Genomic DNA, 23,166 nt, shown 5'->3' with positions numbered 1-23,166 from the left:
GAGCGGGGCGATGTGGCGGCCGCCGGGTTGGAGTGCGGCCGCCCGGTCGGCGCCGTCGAGGTAGACGGGAATCTCGCGGCCGCGGTCGGCAAGTCGCTCGGCCAGCCAGGTCACGCGCTCGTCGCGCTTGATCCGCTGCTTCCAGGTGGTCGGCAGTTCCCAGTACTGCAGTCGGCCGTCGGCCGTGACGCGCCTGAACGCCCCGACCTCCTTGCGGACCTGGTCGAATTCCTTGTCCTTGGCGTCGACGCCGTGCAGGCGCGTGAGGGATCCGTTGTGCTCGATCCACAGCTTCGGCTCCACCGTCACGGCGGCCCGATTCGGCGTCGCGGGGATGGGCTCGACGGTGACGGCCTGCTCGATGGCCTCCTCCGCCGGAGGCCGCGTTGCCTGCGTGCGCCGCTGGAAGTCGAGGAGCGCTCGCTTCGTGGTCGAGTCGACGATCTCCCAGGGCCCCACGATGCGGTATTCCCTGCTGGCGAACGCTTCGGCCCGGTCGGTGGGCACGGCGGCGATGTCGGTTGCGGGCTTCTTTGCCGCCCGGCGGTACCTGGGACCGCCGGAGGGGACGAGCCCGGCACCGTCCGATTGGCGGATCCTGTACTCGCTGGCTCCTGTGCTGGGGTCCAAGGAGATGTACACCCAGCTCATCAATGGCCGCACGTAGCCTTCGGATTCGTCCAGGAGGGAGTCGACCGCGGTCCCGCGCCGGGGCAGGGCGTGCCGGCGCAGCACGTGCAGCATCTCCTCGCGGCTGTCGGCCTCCAGGTTGGCGCCGTCGGCGCTGGCCATGTGTACGGCCTGGTCGGTGCCGATGCTGTAGGTCCGGCCGCTGGTGGTGAACAGCAGCGTGGGGCCGGGATGCCATTCGTGGTGCTCGTCTTCCGTGGCCGGCGCTTGCGGCCAGCGGCTGGTGTCCGGCGGCAGCTCGAACAGCTCGGCGGCGCGACGAACCGCCGCCGGCACCAGGCCGTCGGCGTCAGGGGCTGTGGCGATGGGGGTCGCGTCGCCGAGGTACAGGGTCCACTGCGTGGTGCCGTGCCCGTCCTGCGTGAGCTGTGCGGAGAAGCGCAGTCCGTCGACGGTGATGGCGGCCGCGCTGGCGTGGTGACGCTGGATGCGGACAACGTCCGGCAGCGGGGCACCACCAGCGTCGTCCGCGGTCGGTGTGCTCGGGGAGGTCTCGGGCGTTTCTGCGAGGGCCACGGCGGCCGGGCGTGCAGGCCCGGTTGGGGTGACCGGGTGCGGGACACCCGCGGCGGGCCCCGGTACGGCCGCCGGTTCGGGGCCGTCGAAGTCGAGCTGTTCCTGCCCGGCCGACAGGGCCGCGGCCTGGCGCTTGTGCCGCTTCGCGGATGTGGTGTCCGGCCGGTAGGGGACGGGCGTGCCGGCCGGCATCGCGACGATCGCCGAGGCAGGGAAGACGAAGGGGAAGCCGGGGGTCAAGCTCTCGTAATGCTCGCGGCCGGCGAGCGGGCCGATGCGCGTGGAGAGGTAGCTGTCGCCGCGGCCGCGGACACGGACCGTCTCACCGCCCCGGAGGTCGAGGTGGTCGCCGACGACCGCCTGCCATCCCTCGGGAGCGGGGTCACCGGTGGTGTCGGGGTCTGCCAGGGCGATCGCGCTGCCGCCTACACTGGCCCGGATCAGTTCCGCCCGCTCCGCCGCTGCCTGCTGGTGTGCCTGAACCCGGGCGTCGGCAAGAAGGCGTGCGGCCAGGTCCTGCTCCTGTGGGCCCTCGTCGACGACGTACTCGGTGAGGGGGTGGATGCCGCCCCGGTCCCAGCCTGCGAGAGAGGACGCACGGTCGTCCTCGGGGAGCCAGGTGTAGAGGCGTAGCTGGGTCGAGCCGAGCCGTTCGGGTCCGGTGCCCGCCACGAGGAAGGGCCGGCCGAACAGCTTGGTCCCGGAGTGGTGGGGGCGGATCTCGCGGGCGATCTGGCCTGGCTGCAGTTGGTCGGCGTGAAGGATCCGGCTGGTGTCGGGCAGTTGCGCGGCCCAGACCGGTGCCGGGACGGGGCCTTGGGTGGCGGTGGCTCGGATCCGCCCCTGCGTCACGAGGTGGTCGTGCCCTTCGGGGTCGCGGACCCACCAGGCACGGGCGTGCTCGGCCATGGTGACGTGGCCGTACGGGATGTGGACGCCGTCGCGGGTGTAGGTCTCGACGGTGTCGCCGGGCACCCAGCCGCCCCGGGCCTGGAACGGCTTGAGGAAAGCCGGGATCCGCCCGGCGGCAACGTCTGCTGCCGCCTTGGCAACCGTGTCGGCGTTGCGGGCCGCACTGCGCCTTCCGATGGCAAGGCCTTCCTGTATGTCGGGCTGTTTCATCCGGGCGGAGGCCCGGGCGGCGATGCCCGCGTCGTGGGCCGTCGGGACCATCTCACGGGGGGCAAGGCTGATAAAGCGGCCGTTGGTGCTGGTACCGAGGTTGGAAAGATGGAGGTGGAACAGCCCGTCAGGTCCCAGGTCCAGGCTCGTGACGATGCGGGGGATCCCGAGCTCGGTGGTCCCCTTGCGGTGCTCGACGGTGAGTACGACGTCGCCGATGGCGAGGTCGGAGGCCGGGGCAGGTCCGTAGCCGTCGGGGACGGCCTCGGCCCACACCGGCGCGATAAGCGGTTCGTCGTCCCGGTACCAGACGTCCCGCACACCGACCTGGTGCGGGGTCCCGTCGCGGTCGGCCAGGACGTAGTACGGCCACTGGACGCTCTGGAACTCCCCGCGGGCCAGCGACCCGTTGGCGGTGCGGAAGTACGCGGGGTCGCCCGCGGCCCAGGCGCGGTGGGGCGCGGTGCCGGCCGTGAAGTCCTCCTCCGCCGGCGGGGCCGGGACGGGGCCGCTGCGCTGGTCTGTGCGGGCTCCGGCGAGCGCGGGCGAAAGGAGCGGGCGGGCGGCCGGGTTGTCGTCCTCGGCCTCGGAGATGGGCAGCACCTTGCCGGGGGACGCCGGGGTGGCAGGTTCGGTCGTCTCCGGCCTGCTGAGCTGCGGCGCCGGGGCTGGGGCTGGCCCGGCTGTCGCGACCGCAGGTGCGGCAATCGCCGTTGGAGGGGTCCTGTCGAGGGGGTTCGTGGGGTTGAGTTCGAGTCCGGGGAGGACCTGTTCGGTGGGCGGCGGCGTCCAGGTGTCCGCTTCCGGCACTGCCACGACCTCTCGGATCGAGAAGCGCAGGTGCGGTCTCACGGTGTCGTACCAGTTGCTGTGGTCGGGACCGTCCTGGACGGTGACGTTCTCGTACCGGGCGGCCTTGCCGTCGCCGCGGCGGATGCGGACCATGTCGCCGGCGAACAGGCGCTCCGGCACCTCGTCGACGGCCTGCCAGCCCGCCGGGGTCGGGTCGGTCGGGCGTTCCGGAGCGAGGGGAGCCTCCGGTCGGGCGGGAGCGCCCGCGCCCTGGGCGAGTTGTTCCTCGGTGAGGATCTGCACCCGGGTGCCGAAGGGCACGAACGGAATGTCCAGACCGTCGGGGTCCTCGATCCAGAGCCGGTGCCCGGTGACGGCTCCCTCGTGCGCGCGGACCGTCGTTGTCGAGTAGCTGGTGAGCCGCCCTTGGGCCCATGCGGTCTCGCCGGCTGTGAGGTAGGGCGCGCGCACGAAGTCGCCGATCGCCAGTTGGTGGGCGAGGACTTCCTTCGGCTGCCCGTCGGTGCTGGCGGCGCCGTGGAGGGGCGCTGTGGCGGGAACTTCCGCGAGCGGGTCGGGCTCCTGTAGCGGTGGCAGGGGCGCGAAGGCGGCGTCGAGGGACTGCGCTTCGGCGCGCAGGGCCCGGGACGCCTGCGTCAGCACCTCGTTCGGGCCGGTTGCCGGCCCGTCCGCGCGCGCCGCCTTGTGAGCGGCGTCGGCGAGTATGTGCAGCTGGGCGCTGGTGACGGGCAGTCCTGCGTGGGACAGCGGGCGGCCTGCGGCGGCGTTACGCGACCACGCAGTAGTGGCCTCGGCAAGTCCGGGATCGTCGCTGGTGCGCCAGGCGACGACCAGTGGAGCGACCTGCTGCAGTTGCTCGGCTGTCAGTGCGGGGGTGGCGCGGCCCGTTACCTGCTCGGGCAGCGGCCTGGTGGTGTGCCACGCCGTCCAGACTGCGGCGCCCACCGGGTCGGTCCACCGGTCGGCCGCGGGGGCGCCACCGCGTGCGTCCTGCGCCCACCACTGGCGCACACCGCGGTGCCTGCGCGCGCGGATCCAGCCACGGGTGCGGCCGTTCGAGTCGACGACACGGCCCGTGCCGCCGTCCCGGTCCAGGTCGACGAGCCGGTGCCCGTGATCGTCGAGCAGCAGCCCGTCGGTGCTCGACGCGGCAGCCAGCCGTCGGGCACCACGTTCGGCGGAGTCTTCGGTCCCCGGGAGGTTCTCGCCGGGAAGGACGAGGTCCTGGGCCGGCACCAGCGCGGTGATCTCCTGGGCCGGGCCCAGGTAGAGGTCCGGGCCGACGGCCGGGTCGATGACCTGACGCAGATTTCTACTGAGGCCGCTCGCGTCGACCTGGTACGCCCGGGGGGTGCTGCCGACGCTGAGGAACCAGTTGCCCTTCACGAGATCGGCGGGGGTGCAGCGCATCGGCGCCCAGGGCTCACCGGTCCCGGCCAGCCCCGGCCCGGAGCGCTGGGCCGCGAGCGCCAGCACGGCGCGGGTCGCGATCCGGCGGTGCTTCTCGCGGAGCAGCCCCTCCCCGTAGGTGACGGGCGAGGTCGCGGAGTCATCGGCGGGCCGGGCCTGGCGGCGCTCATGCCAGGCCGCGCGGTTGCGCTCGAGCTTCTCACGAAGATACGTGTGCGTGCGGACCTTGCGCTTGGCGGCCGTGATGTCCGGGCCGGCGTCGATGACCGCGACGTGGGAGTGTCGGCCCCAGTCACCGCCGTAGGATCCGCCTTCCCCCCGGACCAATGTGACGTCAACACTGTGGGGGTGGTTGGCCTCGACCAGCTGCGGATCGTCCCAGTTGCCGTCGCGGTACCTACGGATGACCGTGCCGGGTTCCACGTCGGTGGCGGCGACCCAGCGGGTCTGGTCGGGAAGCGAGATCGGCGGTGCGGCGTGGATGCGGGTGTTGAGCTCAGCGTCACGGCGCAGGTGGTCTGCGAGCTCCGGTGCGTCCTCGCTCAGATGGGCCCGGGCGTAGCCCAGGTATGCCTTCTCGCGTGCCGCGTCCAGAACGGTCACGAGCCAGTGCGGATCGGCGCCGTCGTGATCGGGGTCCATGCCGGCCGTGCGGCGCAGGAAGTCCACGACTGCGTCGGGGTCGGTTCCGTCCTTCTGGGCCTCGGCCCGCGCGGCGGTCAGGCGCTCGGTGAACACCTCGCGCAGCCGGGCATGATGACGGGTCTCGTCGGCGATGCCCGCCCGGCGCTCTTCCGGTCCCTGCGGGTCGCCGAAGAAGGCGTCCTTCAGCGATTGCGGGTCGAAGCCTGCCTGGTTGATCCGTGTGAGGTAGTCGACCAGGGCGAGTTTGCCGAGCCGTTCGACGTCGCCTCGCAGGGCCGTGGCCTGCCGGGCCCACACCCAGGGGGCGTTGACCTGGCCAAGGTATTCGTCTCGCAGGTGCTGGCGGTTGGCGTCGAACTGGGCGAGGGGCTCGAGCCGCACGGCGATGTCCAGCATCCGCAGGTACTCGGCGGTGCGGGTGGGGTCTCCGCCTGCTGCGAGCACGCGCTGGGCTGCGACGTTCGGGACCTGACCCTCTTGCGATGGGTTCCAGTGCGAGGACACCACGCCGCGGGGCGGGGCGAGGTCCCCGAGCGCAGGAGGTGGGCCGTCCGGGTCCTGCGCCGGCGTTTCGAGCAGAGTGCTATCCGGCTCCGTGTCCAGGGAGGTCTGCAGCTCTACCGCCAGCTGTTGCGTCGTCGCCTCGGGCGTCACCTTGTCTGCGGGTGGCGTGTGCGGGACTTCGGCGGGGTCGTCGGTGGCAGGTTGGGCGGTGCCGAGCACCATGTCGGCGGGTTGCAGGGCCGCTGTCCGGAGGTGTTCGTATGCCTGCGGAATGGCGCGGGCGAGGACGTCCTCGCTCACACCGTCGCGGAGGTATGCCCAGAGCTGGTGCTCGGTCGCGCTGTCCATGAGCGTTTCGTCGACTGCGTCGGCAAGAGCCTCGGCGAACTGCTCCAGATGGCCCGCTTCGACGTGCTGCAGCAGGCCGGGATCCTGCGCGACGTGGTCGACGACCCACGCCACCAGGTCGTCGGCGGGCGGCCCTAGGGTGTCGTTCACCGCCTCCGCGACCGCGGTGGCGAGCGCTGTACCCAGCGGGCCGCCGCTCCACGCCGGCGCGAGCGGGCTGTCGGCGAGGACTGTGTCGAGCCAGGCGGTCACCTCGTCGCGCTCCACCAGGTACCCGATCCGGCGTTCGGGCCGGACCAGGTCGGGCACCACCACCGTCAGCGGCAGCGGCAGCGCTGCCCCGGGCAGGTCGCCGGCCCGGAACCCGGTGATCGGCCGGGTGGCCGGTCCGGCGCCCTCGGGGGTGAGGGTGACGGAGAGCCAGCCAGCCGCCGGGGCGCCGAGGGTGATGGTGGTCTGCGGCCTGGTGACGGGCGGGCGTGCCGGTGCGGGGTGCGGCTCCAGGACTGCTGCGGCGAGGTCCGGGGTGGTCGTGGCCGCCTGCGGGGGCGTCAGCGTAGGGCTGGTCGAGGCCGGGTGGAGCTGATCGGCGGCATCCTGTGCTGCCGTGATGCTTTCGCCTCCGGAGGGGCGGCGGCGTACCACGCCGTCCACCCGGAGGACGTAGTCGAGGGAACCGAGTTCGAGCCGCTTCTTGGCGCGGGTGACGGTGACGTACGCCAGGCGCAGGTCCTCGCCCCCCGGCGGGCTGATCTCTCCGGTCTCGGTGTCCTCCTTGGGCTGGGGGAAGTCGGGTCCGATGCGGACGTTGTCCCACTCTCGGCCCTTGGCCTTGTGGGCGGTGGAGACGGTCAGCTGCGGGCGCTGTTCGGGGTCCTTGGCGTCCTCGGGGACCAGCTGCTGGACCATATCGATGATGTCGTCGGGGCTGTAGCGGTCGAGGAGGCGCACGAAGGTCTGCAACGCCTTGGCGTCCTCGTTGGACTCGGCGTACTGGCGGACCTCGTCCCAGTCCTCGAACCCGCTCAGTTCCGGGTGCTTGGTCCGGCGTCCGGCCTTGAGGTCCTTAGCCGCCTTGGCGATCAGGTTGAGGTCGCTGCCGCCGCCGACCATGGCAACTCGCTTGCCGGCGTCGAGCCCTTCGAAGACTGCCCCGATCGCGCCGATGTTGGTCCTCGTCAGGATGGCGTCGGGTTCGTCCACCACTCCGATCGTCGTGCCCAGGGCCGGGTTGCCCTGCAGTTCCAGGTCGGCACCCAGGAGCGTCAGGTAGCCGTTGCCGACGGCCGCGACCTCGGGGCCGAAGCGCCAGCTCTGGGTGAGGGGGAGCACGATGTCGGCGGGCCAATCCTTGAGGGCGTCGATCGCCCCGCGGAAGCTGTAGATCGACTGCTGGCTGTCACCTACGACGATGGTCTGCGTCGGCTGGTCCTGGATGATCCGCTTCAGGACGGGGTTGATGTCCTGCGCCTCATCGAAAAGGATCATGTCGTAGGGCAGCCGTGGCCTGGTCAGCGCCCACATCTTGATGTAGTCGTCGCTCTTGAAGACGATCTTGTCGCTGTCGGGGTCCGTGATATCGGCCCAGGCCCGGCGGGCGGCGTCCAGGAGGCCGGGCGCAGCGGGCGTGCGGCCCCACGGACCCAGGTGCTGCGGCCCGAGTTCGTCGTCAGCACTCTCGCGGTACCGGCGGACCGCCTGCATGGCAATCTTCGCGATGTCCTCCGGGTCGACCTCTCCCCCGTTGAAGACGAGGGGCGCGGTGATGTCCAGGGCCTCGGCGACGTCCTTGTCCCAGCGAGCTCCCGGGTGAGTGCGCGCGATGGCGACCTTGCGCTCGATCGGTGTGCCTTTCAGGCCGGCCCGGGCGAAGGCGTGGCTGGTGTCGGCGGTGACGTTGCGCGGCATTTTGCGCTTCGCCTCGTCGGCGATCGACCGGTTGAAGGCGATGTAGGCGATGCGCTTGTCGGGCAGGCCGCGGGTGACCATCAGGAGCGTCGATGTCTTGCCGGTGCCGGCCAGGGCCTGGACGGCGACGTCCTGGCCGGCGAGGCACGCGTCGATGATCTTCTGCTGCTGCGGGGTGGGCGGGTACTCCTTGGCGGCCTCGGTGGCTGCGTCCTGGACGGCGGCAGCGAAGGCGGCTGCTTCGCGTTCGTCCATGGCCGTGAGGTGAGCGCGGATCTCGTTCAGGACGCGCGGGAGGTTGCTTCGGCGTCCCTTGTACTTCCAGCGGCTCTCACTCTCGATGAAGCCGAAGTTCCTGTTCTTCTTCAACAGCTCCCGAAGCCTGGCCTCCGCTTCCCAGTAGCCGGACCGCCCGGTCCCGGTGACGTAGGTCGCGCGTCCCGCCGTGACGATCTGGATGCGGTTGGTCCACGCGTCCGGGTCCGGTTCATGCTCCCTGTCCGGTGCCGCTGCCGGATCGGCATCGGGGGTGGAATGCGCCGCTGCGGTCGCAGCACCGTCAGGGCTCTCCTGCCCGGTTTCATCTGCTCCGGTGGACGCGTCGTGTACCGGCGACTCATGGCCGGTGCCCGGGTCGCCGTTGGCATGCTCTGCACTCACCGCCTCGCCTTCTGTCCGAGCAGGGAGGAGGGCGACCGCCTGGGTTGCTGCCGCGTGCAGCGCAGCGGCAGCGCCCGCCTGGCGGTGGAACGGGGGCACTTCCAGCGGGGCACCGTCGCTGAGCCGGGCCGCCCACTCGCCTTCCGCTGCCCGGCGCACGGATCCGATGAAGCCGGCGTCGTTCGTCACCGGGATCCATCCGTCCGTGCCACGGCCACCGAAGGTGATCTGCGGGCTCACGGCGTCGACGTAGCCGATGTCGGTGAATCGCGCCGCGTCTGCCCGGTTCCATTCCCGGTTCCTGTGCTCCAGGAAGTCCGCGGTCGCCCGTATACGGGCCTGGTGTGCCATGGCCTCCTGCAGGATGCGGGCGGTCGGGTAGGCGAGCATCTCGCGGGCCACGCCCGTGATCCGCTCTCGCAGCTTGGCTGCCGGGCCCAGGAAGGCGCTCAGGGTGTCGGCTTCCGCCCGCATACCGCCGACGGTGTGACCGACGGCGGAGTCCCAGGTGGTGTAGGCGGCCTCGAGCGCCCGGAGTTCGGGCTGGCGGGAGTAGTCGAAGCCGAAGGCCCGGTTGCCGGCCTCGATGAGGGTGCTGCGCTGGACACCCAGACGCTGGCGGCCCTCCCTCATCTCTTCGGCGGTGGCGTACGGCTGGGCGTGGTCCGGGCCGAGGGGGACGTCATGGTTGAAGGCCCACAGGTAAGCCGCGTTGCGAGCGGCTCCTTGGAGCGTGGCGGCGGTGTCGGTGACGTCCTCGCCGACGATGCCCAGCCAACTGGTGCTGCTGAGGGCGCGCCGGATCGTGGCCGCGGTCTCGCCGTCGGGGTCGACCAGCTCGTGCTGCTCCTCGCCGCTGTCGACGGGGGTGCGGATGCTGAAGCCGGGCAGACCGTCGACCGGAGCCGCCGGGGCACCCTGTGCCTGGTTGCCGGCTGGCCCGATGTGGCCGACCACGACCCGCCCGCCGAACTTGTCGATCAGATTCTGCAGGCTGGTGCCCCCTTCTTCCGGCGGGGCTGCGTCTGCCTGGTGCGCGCCCGTCGGCAGGTGGTTTCCTTCTGCGGTCGGTCGCGCGGTGATGTCCTCGTCGGCCCTCGGCTCTGGCTGGGGTGCGGGAAGGACGTCGAAATATCCGACCGCCGCGCGCAGGTCCTGATCGGTCGTGCGGGCCAACGGCAGGTTGGCGGGCAGGTCCCGGTCGTGGGTGTCGTCCAGGTCCGGCGCGATGGTGCCGTCCTCGTCGCTGACGGACAGGGGGGCGATGGTGAGGGTGATGAGTCCGGCGGGCCCGCCTTCTCGGATGTTGAGGACCTCGTGCGGCAGGTGGGTGTCGTCGGCGTCGAACCAGATGCGGTCGCCTCGCTGCAGGGTGTCCGGGTAGACCTCCTCGTCCTGGAGCGGCGGCCGGTCCGGGCGGGGGTTGATGAGGTCCCACACCAGGCAGGCGGTGGAAGCGGCCTCGTGACCGGCGGCCTTGTCATGGGCGGCTCGCTCTCCAAGGACGAGGCGGTCCAGCTCGTAGCGGTAGGCACCGAGAGTGCGGGGCAGCGCGGGGTCGTCCCAGGTGATGGGTTCGCCCAGGTGGTCGCGCAGGGCGGCCAGACGTTCGGAGAGGGCGAGTGCGTCCTCGCGCGTCAAAAGCCCGCGCATCACGTTGATGGCTCGACCGAGGCCGGAGCCGATCAGGTAGGTGTACTCGTCGACACGGCCCGCCTCGATTCCGCTGCCGGCCGCCAGCAGCGCCCAGGTGTCGTCAGGTTCCTGGAACAGTGCGAACTGGCCGTTGGGAGTGAGGGAGAAGGTGTCGAGGTCGGCGAGGCCCCGAAGATCCATCAGCGCAAGTGGGTCACCGGAGAGCCACTCCATGGGAGCAGCCTTGAAGTGGGTGACGAGCTGGCCGGTGGAGGCAAATCGTCCGGCTGGCGCCGCAACTTCGGCGCTGGCCGGTGACTGGGGCGGGAACGCCAGCGGGTCAGCTTCGTGAACGGCCTGGGGCGCAGCCTCGGCGGGTGGGAGGTCCGGCATGGTGCGGGGGTCGCGCACGTGGCCCGCCCAGGTGGCTGCGCCGGTGGCCAGCTCGGTGTACGCGGCATGCAGGTCGGTGTCCCCAGCCGTTTCCCCGGCGGCGGCGACGGCAGTCGCCGCGACGGCCACATCGTCGAGGCGCTCGGCCAGCTGCTGGCTGCCGAGGGGCCGCTCCAGTGCCGCCTTGACGGCGGTGGCCGCGGTGGTCACCAGGGTGGTCATGCGGGTGGTGATGATGTGGCTGGCTCGAGGTCCCTGTCGTTCGCGGAGGTAGGCGCGGGCGGCGCGGCGTGCGAGCTGGTCGGCCGTGTACGCCAGGTCGCCTTCCGCTGGCCGAATGGCCCCGTGGCGGCGCAGCGGTCCCAGGATGGACTCGGTGACAGTGAGTGCACCGCGGGTGCCCTTGATGGTGATCTCGCCCGTGTCGTCGCGGGTGATCGAGAGGATGGTCAGCGGCTCGGACCAGAGGGCCGCGCGGTCGGCCTCGTCGGACGGCGGGCGGAGCGGCAGGCGCAGTACTGTGCCGAGTTCGAGGTCGTCGAAGGCTGTGGGCCTCCAGCCCGCCGGGGCCCGGTCAGCTGTGAGGTCGGCGAGGTCGTAGGCCGCGCTCCGTGCTCCCTGGCGGGTCGTGTGCCCGCTGCGGGGGTGGCCGTCTCGGTCGAGGAACAGGAAAACCTTGCCGTCCTTGGTGGTGGCGCCCACCGGTAGTGCGTCTTCGTCCAGCACGAGGTTCTTGCGGCCGGCCGGTGTGCGCTGGTGATCGGATCGTTCGGCGCGCAGCCGCTCCTTCTCGCGCCGGATGGTGTGGCGGCGCTCCAGGCTGGCGGTCAGCACGGCCTTGCGCGCGGCCACGTACCCGGCGTGGCCGGGTTCTGCCAGTGGCAGGTCCAACTGCGCGAGCTCGTCGTGGATCTGCTCGTCCGTGAGGTCGGCGACGGCGCCGGTCAGGGGCCGGGCGGTGCCCAGGTCAGCGCTGGGCGCGTCGGCGATGGTGAGGACCTGGCCTGCGCGGCGCACCGCCCACAGGTTCGCGTAGTCCTCCGGCTCGTTGCCGAAGGTGCGGATGTCGTCGCCGTTCACGGCGGTGACGCGGCGCCACCAGGGGATCGATCCGGCGAGGATCTCGTCGCCGACCTGCAGGTCGATGGGTGACCAGCGGGCTTTGCGCTGCGCCATGTCGGTGCAGTGGAGGGCCTGGCGTTGGTCGGGCCACAGTTCGGGGGCGGTGGTGTCGGCCGGGCCGGGCGGGGTGGCCGGGTTCTGGCGGACGGCGATAGTCCGGCCGCGCGCCAGCATCGCCGTCACGAACAGGCTGGTCTTGTACAGGCTGGTGGAGCGGCTGGTGTTGCTGGTCTGGACGTGGACTTCGCGGCTGGGTGCCCACACGAACTGGTGCGCTTGGCGGGCGGCCTGGGCTTCGTCGTCGCCCTGCTTGGGTACGCCGTGGAGTTCGGCGGTGGGGCCGGTGTGGTCGATCCAGACCGGCTCGGCGGGGCGGGGCCGGTCGAAGGCGACGTCGTCTGGCGAGGCGGGGGCGGCGTCGGCCTCGACGGAGGCGGGTGCCGGGACCACACCGTCCGCCTCCAGGGTGGGCAGGCGGTCCGGTACAGCCTCGTCGGGCGCGGTTGCGGGCTGCTCGCGGCTGGGGCCCTCCTGGGGGATCTGGTCGGCGGGCGCGGGAACGGCGAGCCGGCGGACGTCCTGCTCCACCGTCGCGAGCTTCGGCCGGAATCCCTCCTTGGCCGACTTCCCGCTGAGATGGGCGGCGACCGACCGTTCGGAGTTGTAGCTGTAGTTGCCCTTCCTCAGCTCCCAGGTCAGGGTGTAGCGGCGCCATCCCGCGACGGTGTGGGCCTGCAGGCTGACCTCGTAGCTGTCGGAGTACCCTTCGCGGTTCCAGCGACCCTCGGCGGCCCAGCCGTTGGCGAGCGCGACGGCGATGACTTCTCCGGCCCTGCCCGGCGCCGGTTCGTCGAGCGGTTGACCCTGGTCAGTTTCCGGCGACAGGTCGCCGGCATGGCCCTGCAGTCCGGCGGCATCGGAGCTGGTGTCGACCTCCGAACTCAGTGCCGGCACCGCAGAGGCAGTCGCTCCGGCGGCCGGTGCGACCGGATGCGCCGGGCCGGGCTGCGCGGCGGAGGCGGAGATCGTCGCCATGACGTCGTGGAAGTAGTGACGCATCGCCAGGCGGAAGCCCCGCAGGTCTTCCGGCGAGGCCAGGGCGGTGGCCAGCGGCCCGGTACCGGCGCGTTCGGCGAACCAGACGTCCAGCCGGCCCGGCAGATCAAGGTCGCCAGCGGATCCGTTGAAGTGCCGGACCGCCTCCTCGAGCAGGTGCCGGACGTCGTCCTCGAGTCCGGCGACGACCGCCGGCAACTCGTCGGGCAGGAGAGTGCTCATCACCTCACCGGCGGGCCCGGAGGTGAGCACGTTCCCCTCAGGGGTCCGGCTGACCTGGACGCCCGGGGTGCTGGCGACGAGCTCGCCGAGTAGTCGGCCCGACTCGTCGTTCACGGTGCCGTCGGCGCTGGAGTAGGTGTACCACCGGTCCGGCAGGAACGCGGCTGTCGGCGGGTCGTCGGGGGCCGGGGTGGCCGTGCGCTGCTGGACTTGGTCGACGGCTTCCTGCGCAGCCCGGTCGATGTCGATGTGGACGTCGCCGACCTGCTGGCCATCGATCTTGACCTGCCACCCCCGCTGCATGTGGCTGTGCTTCAGTTGCGCGACCGGGGTGTAGTCGGGGAGGGAGAGAACGTCCCGGACGGAGTGCAGGTCGCCGGTGTACGGCGCGGTGACGAAGCCGGGCCGGCCGGGGACGGGTTCGGCGGTGTTGAGGAAGATGGCTCCGGCCTGGGCCAGGGACATCTCCTCCCCGTCGACTCGGTAGCTGGTGGTGTTGTCGTCCGGGCGGTGGAAGGTCTCGACCTGGACTTCGGCGGCTCGCAGGGCCGTGACCATGCTCATCCGGGTGAGGTCGCCGGATGCTTGCTGGCGGGAGCCGTCGGCCGCCGTGGCGCTTGCCGCGCCCTGGTCTTCGCGGCCACTGTCGGCTGACGTCGGCGCCGCATGGCCGGTGGTGCTGCCGGGCTGGGATGCGGCCCGGTCGCGGGCACGGCGGTCTTCGCGGCGCTGCTGGTCCTCGTGCGCCTGGCGGATGGTCAAGGTGAGCCTGACGATGTGCCTCTCGGTCTCGCCATGGAGCTGCTGGGCCAGCGCTCCCGCCGCATCGTCGCCTGTCGGCGCCGACGCCAGCTGCTGGGCAAGCTGGGTGGTCGATGCGAGGGCGCGCAGGTAGGCGTCCATGACGGCGGGATGGTCAGGCTCGTCAGCGGTCGCCTCCTGGTGTGCTTCCTCCCAGGTGGCGTGGAACTGGGCCGCAGCGCCGTTGCCTTCCGACGAGGCTCGGACGTGCCGGGGAAGGGTCTCCGCAAGCTGCTGGTGGAGTGCGGCCAGTCGGGCGGTGGCCTGCTGGAGGCCCTCGGCGCTGTACGGTCCGGCGACGAGCGGGTCGCTCTCGATGGCGGCAGCGCCGGCGGTCTGGGCGGGCTCCGCCAGACTGGCTGGGGCCGGATCGGTGGTTGCCTGCTCCTGGCCGGCCTGCGCCGCAGTGTCCGTGAAGGCGAGCTCCCAGGCGCCGTCGTGCTCGGCGGTCGCGGTGGTGCGGGAGGCCAGGAGCGTGGCGTACTGGGTGAGGGTGCGCAGGTGGGGCAGTGCGACGGGTGCCCGGAACTGCTCGCGCTCGAGGTTGCGGGACAGCTGGATGGCTGCGGTGGCGAGGCGGCGGCAGCGCTCGGCGACGTCATGAGCGGGGTGGACGAAGGGGTCCAGGCTGCTGCCGACCGGCCCTTGGCGCAGGTCTTCGACGGCCTTCCAGACGGCTTCGCCGTCCGGCCTGGCCCCAAGTCCGGTGGTGAGCAGCTTCTTGCCGGCGGGTGTCTCCTTCAGGCGCCACAGGCCGCCGAACATCTCGTCGAAGTCGTGGGTGGCGTCCTGCTTGGAGGTGTAGGGCTGCCCGTCGGGGAGGGTGATGTCGCCGTCGAGGGGCAGTGCGGGCGGGTCGGTGATGGTCCGGACGGTGCGCTGGAGGTTCTGGAGGGCGAAGGTGACGGTTCGGACCCGGTTGTCCCGGGTGCTGAAGGTCGTGCGGGAGGGCAGGGCCCAGGCGCCAGCTGTGGGGGTGGGCTTGAAGCCGTGGCGCTCCAGGGCGGTGCGGACCTCGGCGTCGGCCTCGCTGTCGGTGACGCCTCGCACCGTGCTCGTCAGGTAGTGGTGCTCGATCTCGATGACAGCCGCGACCGAGGCCGGCGCGGGGGTGGGGGTGTCGGCTGTCTGCGACCCTGCACCGGCGGTGGCGAGCGCGCCGGGGAGGGAAGCCGGCACGCCGTCCCGCGCTGCGAGGGCTGCCAGGATCGCCGCGGCTGCGGCGGGATCCTGCTGGGAAGCGCGGGTGGCCGCCGCATGCCCGTAGGCGGACCGGATCAGGTGCGCGAGGACCTTACGGTCGTCGCGGTCACGGTAGGCCCCCTCCGGCAGGCTCAGGGCCATGGCGTAGGACGCGTGGGCGAGGTTCGCGCTCTGGCGGACCAGATCGTCGACGGTGCCGTCTGCGGCGGTTGCCCACAGGACCTGGTGGGCTGCCTCGCGCACGACCTCGTGGGCCTTCACGGCAGCAGGCCCGCCAGCGGCAGCGACCTCGTCGCGGTGGGCGAGGCGCTTGGCGGTCGCGGTGCCCACCCACCTTTCCAGCACCTCCGTCAGATCCTGACGCCCCTGCTCGTAGGGCCGGTCCGGGCCGAACGGCTCTGCGGCCGCCGCGGCAAGCTGGGGGGCGGCGAGGCTGCGCTGGTGCTCGTAGGCATGCCGGGCGACGTTGCGCAGGATCTCGCGGCTGGCCGGCTGGTCGGCGTCCGCCGCCACTTCGAGGGCGAGGCCCGCCACCTCGAGCCACTCGGGGATCGCCCGGCCGAGAAGTGTGTCCGGGGTCTGCCGCAGGTCCCACATCGCGCTACGCAGCCGCTGGGCGGCAGGGCTACCGGCCGGGGTGTGGGAGTCGGGCCAGCGGTCGTAGGTCTCGAAGACGATCGAGCGGGCGTAGAAGTGGTGGCCTCTGTCACCGTAGGGGCTTGGCCTCTCCTTCAGTGGGTCGTTGCGTACCTGGACGGCGAAGGACTCGGGGTCGAGGTTGGCGGCGTCCAGGAGCAGCTCGTACGGGTCGCGGGTGGCGTTCAGGCGGGCGAGGTGACGGTGAGTGCGGTCGGCCAGCAGCTGAGCCAGCTCTGAGACGGCCGGGATGTCACATTCGGCGAGTCGCTCGGCGGTCTCGGCAAGGGTGTCGTAGGCGGTGAAGACGTTGACGGGCGTGTAGGGGTCGCCGCTGGCCGCGGCGTCGATCGCCGAGGTGGTGGCGGCCAGCGCCTCGGTGTCCGCGGACTGCAGGGTGCCGGTCGCGACCAGGGAGATGGCGGTGCGGAGTTCGTCGGCGCTCGCGCGGACCAGTTCACGCCCTGCCACGGCTTCGCCGGCATCGCCGTAGTGACCGAGGAGTACGGCGAGGTTCCTGACCCGCTGCAGCGAGGATCCGACCGCGTCCTCCACAGCTGGTGGGGAGGCGGTCCGGTCTTCGGCTTCGGACACGCGGTCCGGCGCCGGGATGGCGGTGTGGTCCTGGGGGGCCGGAGCGGGGGTGGGTGATGCCGGCGCGATGTCGTAGCGGGTGCCGTCGGACCAGGTCAGGGTCAGCCCGTTCGGGCGCTCCGTCAGGGTGGCACCGTCGGCGATCAGCTGCTGGATAGCCACACGCAGGTCGGTGCCGTCGGCTGGCACGCCCCGGACGCCGTCGCCGCCGGTGACCGTGTAGTGGGTGAAGGCTGCCAGGTCCGGCACCATCGATGCTTCTGCCGCGGCGCTGCTCGGTTCGGGGGTGTCCTGCCAGGCCTGGAAGGCCTCTACCTGGGGGTTGTCGATGGTCGCGAGGTAGCGGTCGGCGTGCTCACGCGCGACCTTCATCATGTCCCAGGTGGCGGAGACGCTGCGGCTTGCCCGGGCCTCGCGGTCCCACTGGTCACCGACACGACGGGCGGCGTCGGTCAGGTCACGGATAATCTGCACATCGAGCTGGCTGGGCAGCTGGAGCAGGCGGGCGCGCCGGGCGCTGGCGCTCTCGGTGATGGCAAGCCGGCTGGCCTTCGCGAGGGCCTGCTCCTGCGGGCTGCCGTCGGCGAGATGAGTCCCGTACTGGTCTGCCCAGGTTTGGTAGGTGTCCAGCATGGCCTGCTCCGCGGCCCAGTACTCCGCCCGGTCGGCGTACGGCTGGGCAGCCTCCTGGCCCGGGAGGGGCCTGCGGCGGGGGAAGCGGGGCACCCTGGGGCGGGTTGCGGCGGGCTGGGGTGCCGCGGCGGTGGTGTCCGGGGCAGGTGACGCGGCGAGGTGGTTGCGTGCTGCATAGACCAGCTCGCGAGCAAGATCGTCCGGATTCATATTCTCGCCGTCGGGCATGGTCTGGAGCAGGTCGAGGTAGGCGTTCGCCGCGTCGACGAGTGCCTGGGTCTGAGCCGTGGCGCGGAAGTCGGGTTGCTCTCCGGCGCGCGCGTCGTCCAGGTGTCGCTGGTTCTCGGCGGCCCACTCGTTGCCGACATCGAGGAGCCGGCGGAACGCCGCGTCCTCGGGATCGGCCTGCGCGGGCTGCTCCTGGCGTTCGACGTCGAGGATGCGGTAGCCCTTGGTGCGGTACCACGCGAAGTACGCGTCGCGCAGGTCCCGGGCGCTGTCCCGGGCGGGATCGGGGCCGGCGGGCGGCTGCACCTGCGTCGGGCTCGGGGTGGAGGTCTGGTCGTCGTCGTAGAGTGCCTGGCCGGCCTGGCCGGCGATCTCCGCGTCGATCTGGGCCTGGCTGGCGCGGGCGCGCAGCAGTTTGTCGTGTTTGCCGAACGGCTGGTCCACGAGCTTGGTCGCCCGGTCGACCTCGAGTTTGAGCGCGTCGACGACCGCGAGGTGGATCGCGTGGAGGCCGTCGAGCTTCTCGATGTAATTCTCGAGGCGGGCGATCAGGCCCAGCGGCGGCTTGGACTCGCTGAGGAAGGCGCTGGCGTCGTCGATGACGAAGGTGGCCTGCGCGATGTGGCTGAGGCCTTCGATCGTGAACTGGATGTGGTCGTGGAAGTTGTCGACGCGCGCCTGGATGTCCTGGCCGCCGAGGGTCGCGATGCGTTCGAATCGACTGTTGCGCATCCCCTGGGAGTGACGCTGGATGAGAGCGAGCTGGGTGCGCAGGGCGGTGGCCGCTTCGGTGCGCTTGGTGTGGACGGTGCCGTCGGGTGTCTCCAGGCTGAACGCCGGTCCTGCGGTGTCGGTGCGGGCGGCGGCGGCGCGTGCGACGAGTGCGGCGCGTTTCTCGGCTGCGGCGACCGTGGCGTCGGCGGTGTCGACGACGTTGCGCAGGTGGTTGTTGGTGCGCTTCCAGCTGCTGTAGGCGGATTCGAGTTGGCGCAGTTCCTCGTCCGCGTGCATCTTCTTGAGCAGGAGGGGGTTGCCGGTGGCGATGGCCTTGATCTCGCCGAATTCGAGGTAGTCCTTGCCGAGGTCGCCGTCGAGGGGGGCCTGGTCCTGTTCTTCGAGCTCTCGGCCGGTGCGGATCTGGTCGGTGAACCTCGCCTTCCTCTCCACCGTTTGCCACATAAAGGAGTCGAAGGACCCCTCCTTGACCCAGCGGTAGATGCCGACGGGGATGCCGAGCTTGAAGTGCTGGTTGAACTGGCGGACGATCCGGCCTTCGCGCTGGGTGACGTCGCTGGGCCGCCAGGGGCAGTCGATGTGGTGCAGGGCGATGGCGCGGTCCTGCACGTTGACGCCGACGCCCATCGTCTCGGTGCTGCCGATGAGCACGGAGACCTTGCCGTTGCGGGCGTCCGCGAACAGCTGCTCCTTCTCCTCCGCGGTCTTGGCCTCCTGGACGTAGCGGATGCGCTCGGCGGGGACTCCGCGGCGGATCAGCTCGTCGCGCAGGTAGTCGTAGGCGATGAACTTGCCGAGTTTGCGGTTGTCGTCGGAGGCGGTTCCGCGGTCGGCGAAGACGAGTTGCAGGGCGCCGGGCAGGGGGCTGGGATCGCCCTGGCGGTTGGTGTAGCGGCGGTCCTTGTGCTGTTGGTGGATGGCGGCGATGCGTTCGGCGGCGGCGTCGAGTTTGCCGGGGCCGTCGGGCCGTCGGCCGACCATGCGCAGGTCCATGGCGGCCATCCGGCCGTCGTTGGAGATCTTGAGGAGGTTGTCCTCGGACGGGTCGACGTCGCCTGCGCGGACGTCTTCCGCGCGGGCTGCGATGTCGGCCATGAAGTCGCGGTCGGCGTTGGTGGCCGGAACGACGATCGTCTCGTTGGTGCTGTCGGGCCGGGGGAGGTTGACGTCCCGCTTCGTCTTGACGTCCGCGACCAGCTTCCACAGCTGGTGGAACTGCATGGCGTTCATGAACGCGCCGATGCGTTCCTTGATGCGGGGGGTGCCCTCGGGTGAGACCTCCGGGGCCATGGTCTCGCGCAGGTACTGGGCCTGGAAGGAGGAGAAGGCTTGCAGTTCGGCCTGTTCGAGCAGGTCCGGGCGGAAGAGGTCGATCATGACGAACGCCTGGGACATGGCGTTGGGGAAGGGTGTGCCGGTGGAGCCGAGGCCGACCTTCGGACCGTGGGCCCGGGCCAGGGCCCTCAGCTTGGCCTTGAGGTCGCGGGCCTGGCCGGAGACGGTGAGTGCCAGTTCGCTGTTGTTGGCGCCGACGTCGCCGTTGGCGTAGTCCTGGACCTCGTCGACGGCGATGAAGTCGATGCCGGTCTGCTCGAAGCTGATGCCGGTGGTGGAGGTCTTGGTGAGGACGCGCTGGGCACGCTGGGTGTGGCGCTTGAGGTCGCCCTGGAGCTTCTTGACGGTGTCGCGGACGCCCGCTCCGGGGCGGGTGCCTTCGGTGGCGTGTGCGGCCGCGGTGTCGAGGGCGTCGGCGGTGAGCGGGTCGCCGCCGGGGTTGAGGGCGGGGTCCAGGGCGGCGTCGCTGCCGGTGATGACCTTGTGGATCCGGGCCCGGTACTCGGCGGTCTGGTCGGCGACGTACTGCTGCTGGCCGAGGCCGGACAGGGGGATCCGCTTGAAGAGGCTCTGCGGCAGGATAACCGCGTCCCAGTCGCCGTTGGCGATCTGGGCGATGTAGGTGGCGGCGGTGTCCTTGTCGAAGTCGGCGCTGTCGATCGCCAGGACCCGGGCCTTGGGGTAGGCCTTGAGGAAGTCGTTGCGGAAGCCGTTGACGGTCGGGTTCTTCACCACGATGGCCGGCTTGCGGACCATGCCGAGGCGGCGCATCTCCATGATCGTCATGGCGATGGTGAGGGTCTTGCCGAAGCCGACCTCGTAGTCGAAGAAGGGCCCGCCGGTCTCCACCAGGGCGCGGGCGACGCCGGCGCGCTGGTGCGGCCGGGGCGGCATCGCGTCCGAGATGCCGGGAAACGTCAGGTGGCTGCCGTCGCCCTGGTACTGCACGTGGGAGTTGAACAGCCGGTTGTAGTTGGCCAGGACCTCGCGGCTCCGGTCGGCATCCTGCCACAGCCAGTCCCCGAACAGCCGGTCCAGCTCGTCGGCCTTCGCCACCACCTGCTCGGTCTGGTTGGCCGCCCAGATCTTGCCGTTCCTGATCTCCTCCGGACTGGTCTCCTCCTTGGCCTTGGGAGGGTGGACGACCAGGGAGGAGCGGCGCAGCATCCGCTTGAACAGCTCGACGGCGTCGCGTTTTTCGGTGCCGTATACCTTGGTGGCGGCCCGCGATTCGCGGACACCCTTCGACGCGTCGACGTCCCAGTCGGCGCCGGATTCGCGGGTGACGGTCAGGTACTTGGTCTGCAGGAGCTGCCGGAGGAAGTCCTGGTAGAACTTCGGGTCGATCCAGGTGGCGCCGATGCGGATGTCGTCGATGTCGCCGGGCTGCTGGTCCGGGGGCAGCACCTCCCGCAGGGCGGTGACGTTGGCCTGAAGCGGGTGGTGGGGGCGCAGGTCGTCGGAGACCATGTGCAGGACGGCTTGGGCCGCTTCGAGCTTCTGGCGGACGTTTCCGCTGAGGTAGGTGGGGGCGTGGATCAGGCGCTGGGTGCCGGGCTCGTTGTAGACGAGGTCGCCGAGGGCGTCGCGGGCCTGTTCGAGGGAGTCAGTCGACAGGAGTCGGGCGATCTCGCTGAGGCGGACCTCGCCGAAGGTGTTGAGGCTGATGGCCAGGGCGTCCTGCGGGGTGTCGGCCGTGGTCCGGTCGATCACCGGTTGGGTGACCGCCCGGGTGAAGATCGCGTCCTTGCTGGCGCTCTCGGTGTCGGGGTCATAGATCTCCAGGGCGTACACGCCGGCGGCGTACGGGTCGGTGCGGAACGAGCCGTGGGCGGTGCGGCGATCCCGCCGGGCCTCGCGCTTGTTGATCGGCCCATACAGCGCGGTGTGGGAGTCGTAGTGGTAGTTCAGCTGGGCACGCAGGGTCGTGGCCTGCTCGGTGTCGCCCGTGGACTCGGCGCTGAGGAGCTCCACGTAGGTGTCGCGCAGCCGCAGCAGGGAGCGCAGTTCCTCGGCGGCGCTCTTATACACCTGTCGTTCGGTGATCTCGTGGCCGACGAGTTGCAGGAACGTTCCGTCACCCTGGTCGATCAGGGTGCCCTGGAAGCGCTGGATGTCGTCGCCGAACATCTCCTGCGCACGCTGGATCCGCTGCGCCTGCGCCTCGACCGCGGCGCGCTGGCGGGCGTCCAGGTTCCCGCTCATCGTCAGGCCGCTCTCGCGGGCCCGCGTAGTGATGCTGGCCAGGGCCTCGGTGAGGGCGTCGGTGAGGTTCTCGTCAGGGCGGGGCCGGACGGTCACCTCCTGCGCGGAGAACCTACCGCTGGTCAGGCCGTGGCGGCCCAGGACCATGGCGGGGTGCCTGGCGAAGTAGCTGTTGACGAGCACAGCGTTGTCGGCGTCGACGGGGACCCGGGCGAGGCCGATCCAGTCCGGGGGCAGTTCGGGCGGTGCCTCGCGGCGGCGCAGGATCAGCAGATCGGTGACGGCCTCGGTGCCGGCGGCCTTGCGGTGTGCGCCGGCCGGCAGGCGGACCGCGCCGACCAGGTCAGCGCGGCTGGCGATCTCCAGGCGCGCGGTCTTCCCGGTGCTGTCGAGGGTGTAGCGGCTGGTGAGCACCGCGACCAGCCCGCCGGGGCGCACCAGGTCGAGGGCCTTGACGATGAAGTGGTTGTGGGTGGCCAGGCGCAGCGGGTTGTGGTTCGGGTCGTGGAGGGCGATCTCGTCGAAGGGGACGTTGCCGACCGCCGCGTCGAAGTAGCCGTCCGGGGCCCGGGTGTCGACGAAGGACTCGGAGCGGATCTCGGCATCGGGGTAGAGCGCGGCGGCGATGCCCGCAGTGACCGGGTCGAGTTCGACGCCGGTCATGGCGGCGCCCTCGGGGGCGAAGGCGATGAAGTTGCCGCTGCCGCAGCCCGGCTCGAGAACCTTGCCGTCCTGGAAACCGAGCGCCTGGAGAGCCTTCCAGATCGGCTGGGCGAGGCCGGCGTCCGTGAAGTGCGCGTTGCGAGTGGTGGCCTCGGCCGCGTGCCACTCCTGCTCGGTGAGGAGGCCCCTCAGCTCGGCCCGCGGGCCCGCGTAGTCCATCTGCCGGGGATCGAAGATTGCGGGGACCGCGCCCCAGGAGCTCCAGCGGGCAAGCACCTCTTGTTCAGATGTGGTGGCCGGCCGGTCCTGATCCTGGATGTTGCGCAGCACTCGGATGGCCGCGATGTTTGCGCGGATCCGCGCGAGCGGGCCTGAGGGGGCAAGTTCGAGCTGGCTCTGGGGGCGGAATCGGGGGGCCACGGCCGGAGGTGGTGCCATGGGGCGGCGGGCCGTGACAACTTGGCTTTGCTCGATGAGGTACGGGACGTCGTCTTCGTCGAGGTCCTGGACCAGGAGCTCAGGGCCGTCGCTGGAGCGGACGAGCGCTTCGATCGGTTCGCCGTCCTGCAGGTACTCGGCAGTGTCCGCGAGGTGTTCGACGATGTCACCCACGCGGATGTCATCAAGGCCGATCGGGATGTCGTCAGGGGTGTCACCGGCCGGTGGCACCGAAGCCATCGCTGCTGTGGGGTCGGGGTGGTGGGGGGGCGGGGCCGCCAGCGCGACGGCAGTGAGACGGCGTTCGGCGGCAACGAGAGCGGGCTCGGTACCGCCGTCGTCCGTCATGGCGACGGGCGGTAGCCCGGCGTACTGCTGAGCCTCCGCCAGCTTGTCGAACAGGTTCTCGGCCGAAGCGGTGTGGACCAGTTGACGGGGCGAGGCGATCTCGTGGACGGTGTCGTCCTCGTTGACCCGGACCAGGACGTGCCGTCCCACCTCGTCGCGGCCGGCGCTGGGCGAGTCGGGGTCGACGATGTAGAGCCGGTACTGCCAGGCGCTGTCGGCCAAGCTTGTCTGGGCACGCAGGTGGATCGCACCGCTCGCGGCCTCGTTCTCCAGGTCGCCGAGCTGACCAGGTGTCTGGTACAT

At 71.2% G+C, this 23,166-nt stretch carries 1 protein-coding gene (running past one end of the window); it reads right to left on the bottom strand.

Annotation, left to right across the window (positions count from 1 at the left end; genetic code table 11):
* Nucleotides 1-23,166, bottom strand: partial view of a DUF6349 family protein gene (locus tag AB0D08_RS06805; RefSeq protein ID WP_359886621.1) — the 5' portion only. It extends 12,744 nt beyond the left edge of the window; the window shows 23,166 of its 35,910 coding nt (coding positions 1-23,166); it begins with the start codon at nucleotides 23,164-23,166; the stop codon falls past the left edge of the window.

The organism is Kitasatospora sp. NPDC048540 (assembly GCF_040651175.1).
In the GTDB taxonomy this organism is placed as follows: domain Bacteria; phylum Actinomycetota; class Actinomycetes; order Streptomycetales; family Streptomycetaceae; genus Kitasatospora.
This window is presented reverse-complemented; position numbering and strand designations above follow the sequence as displayed.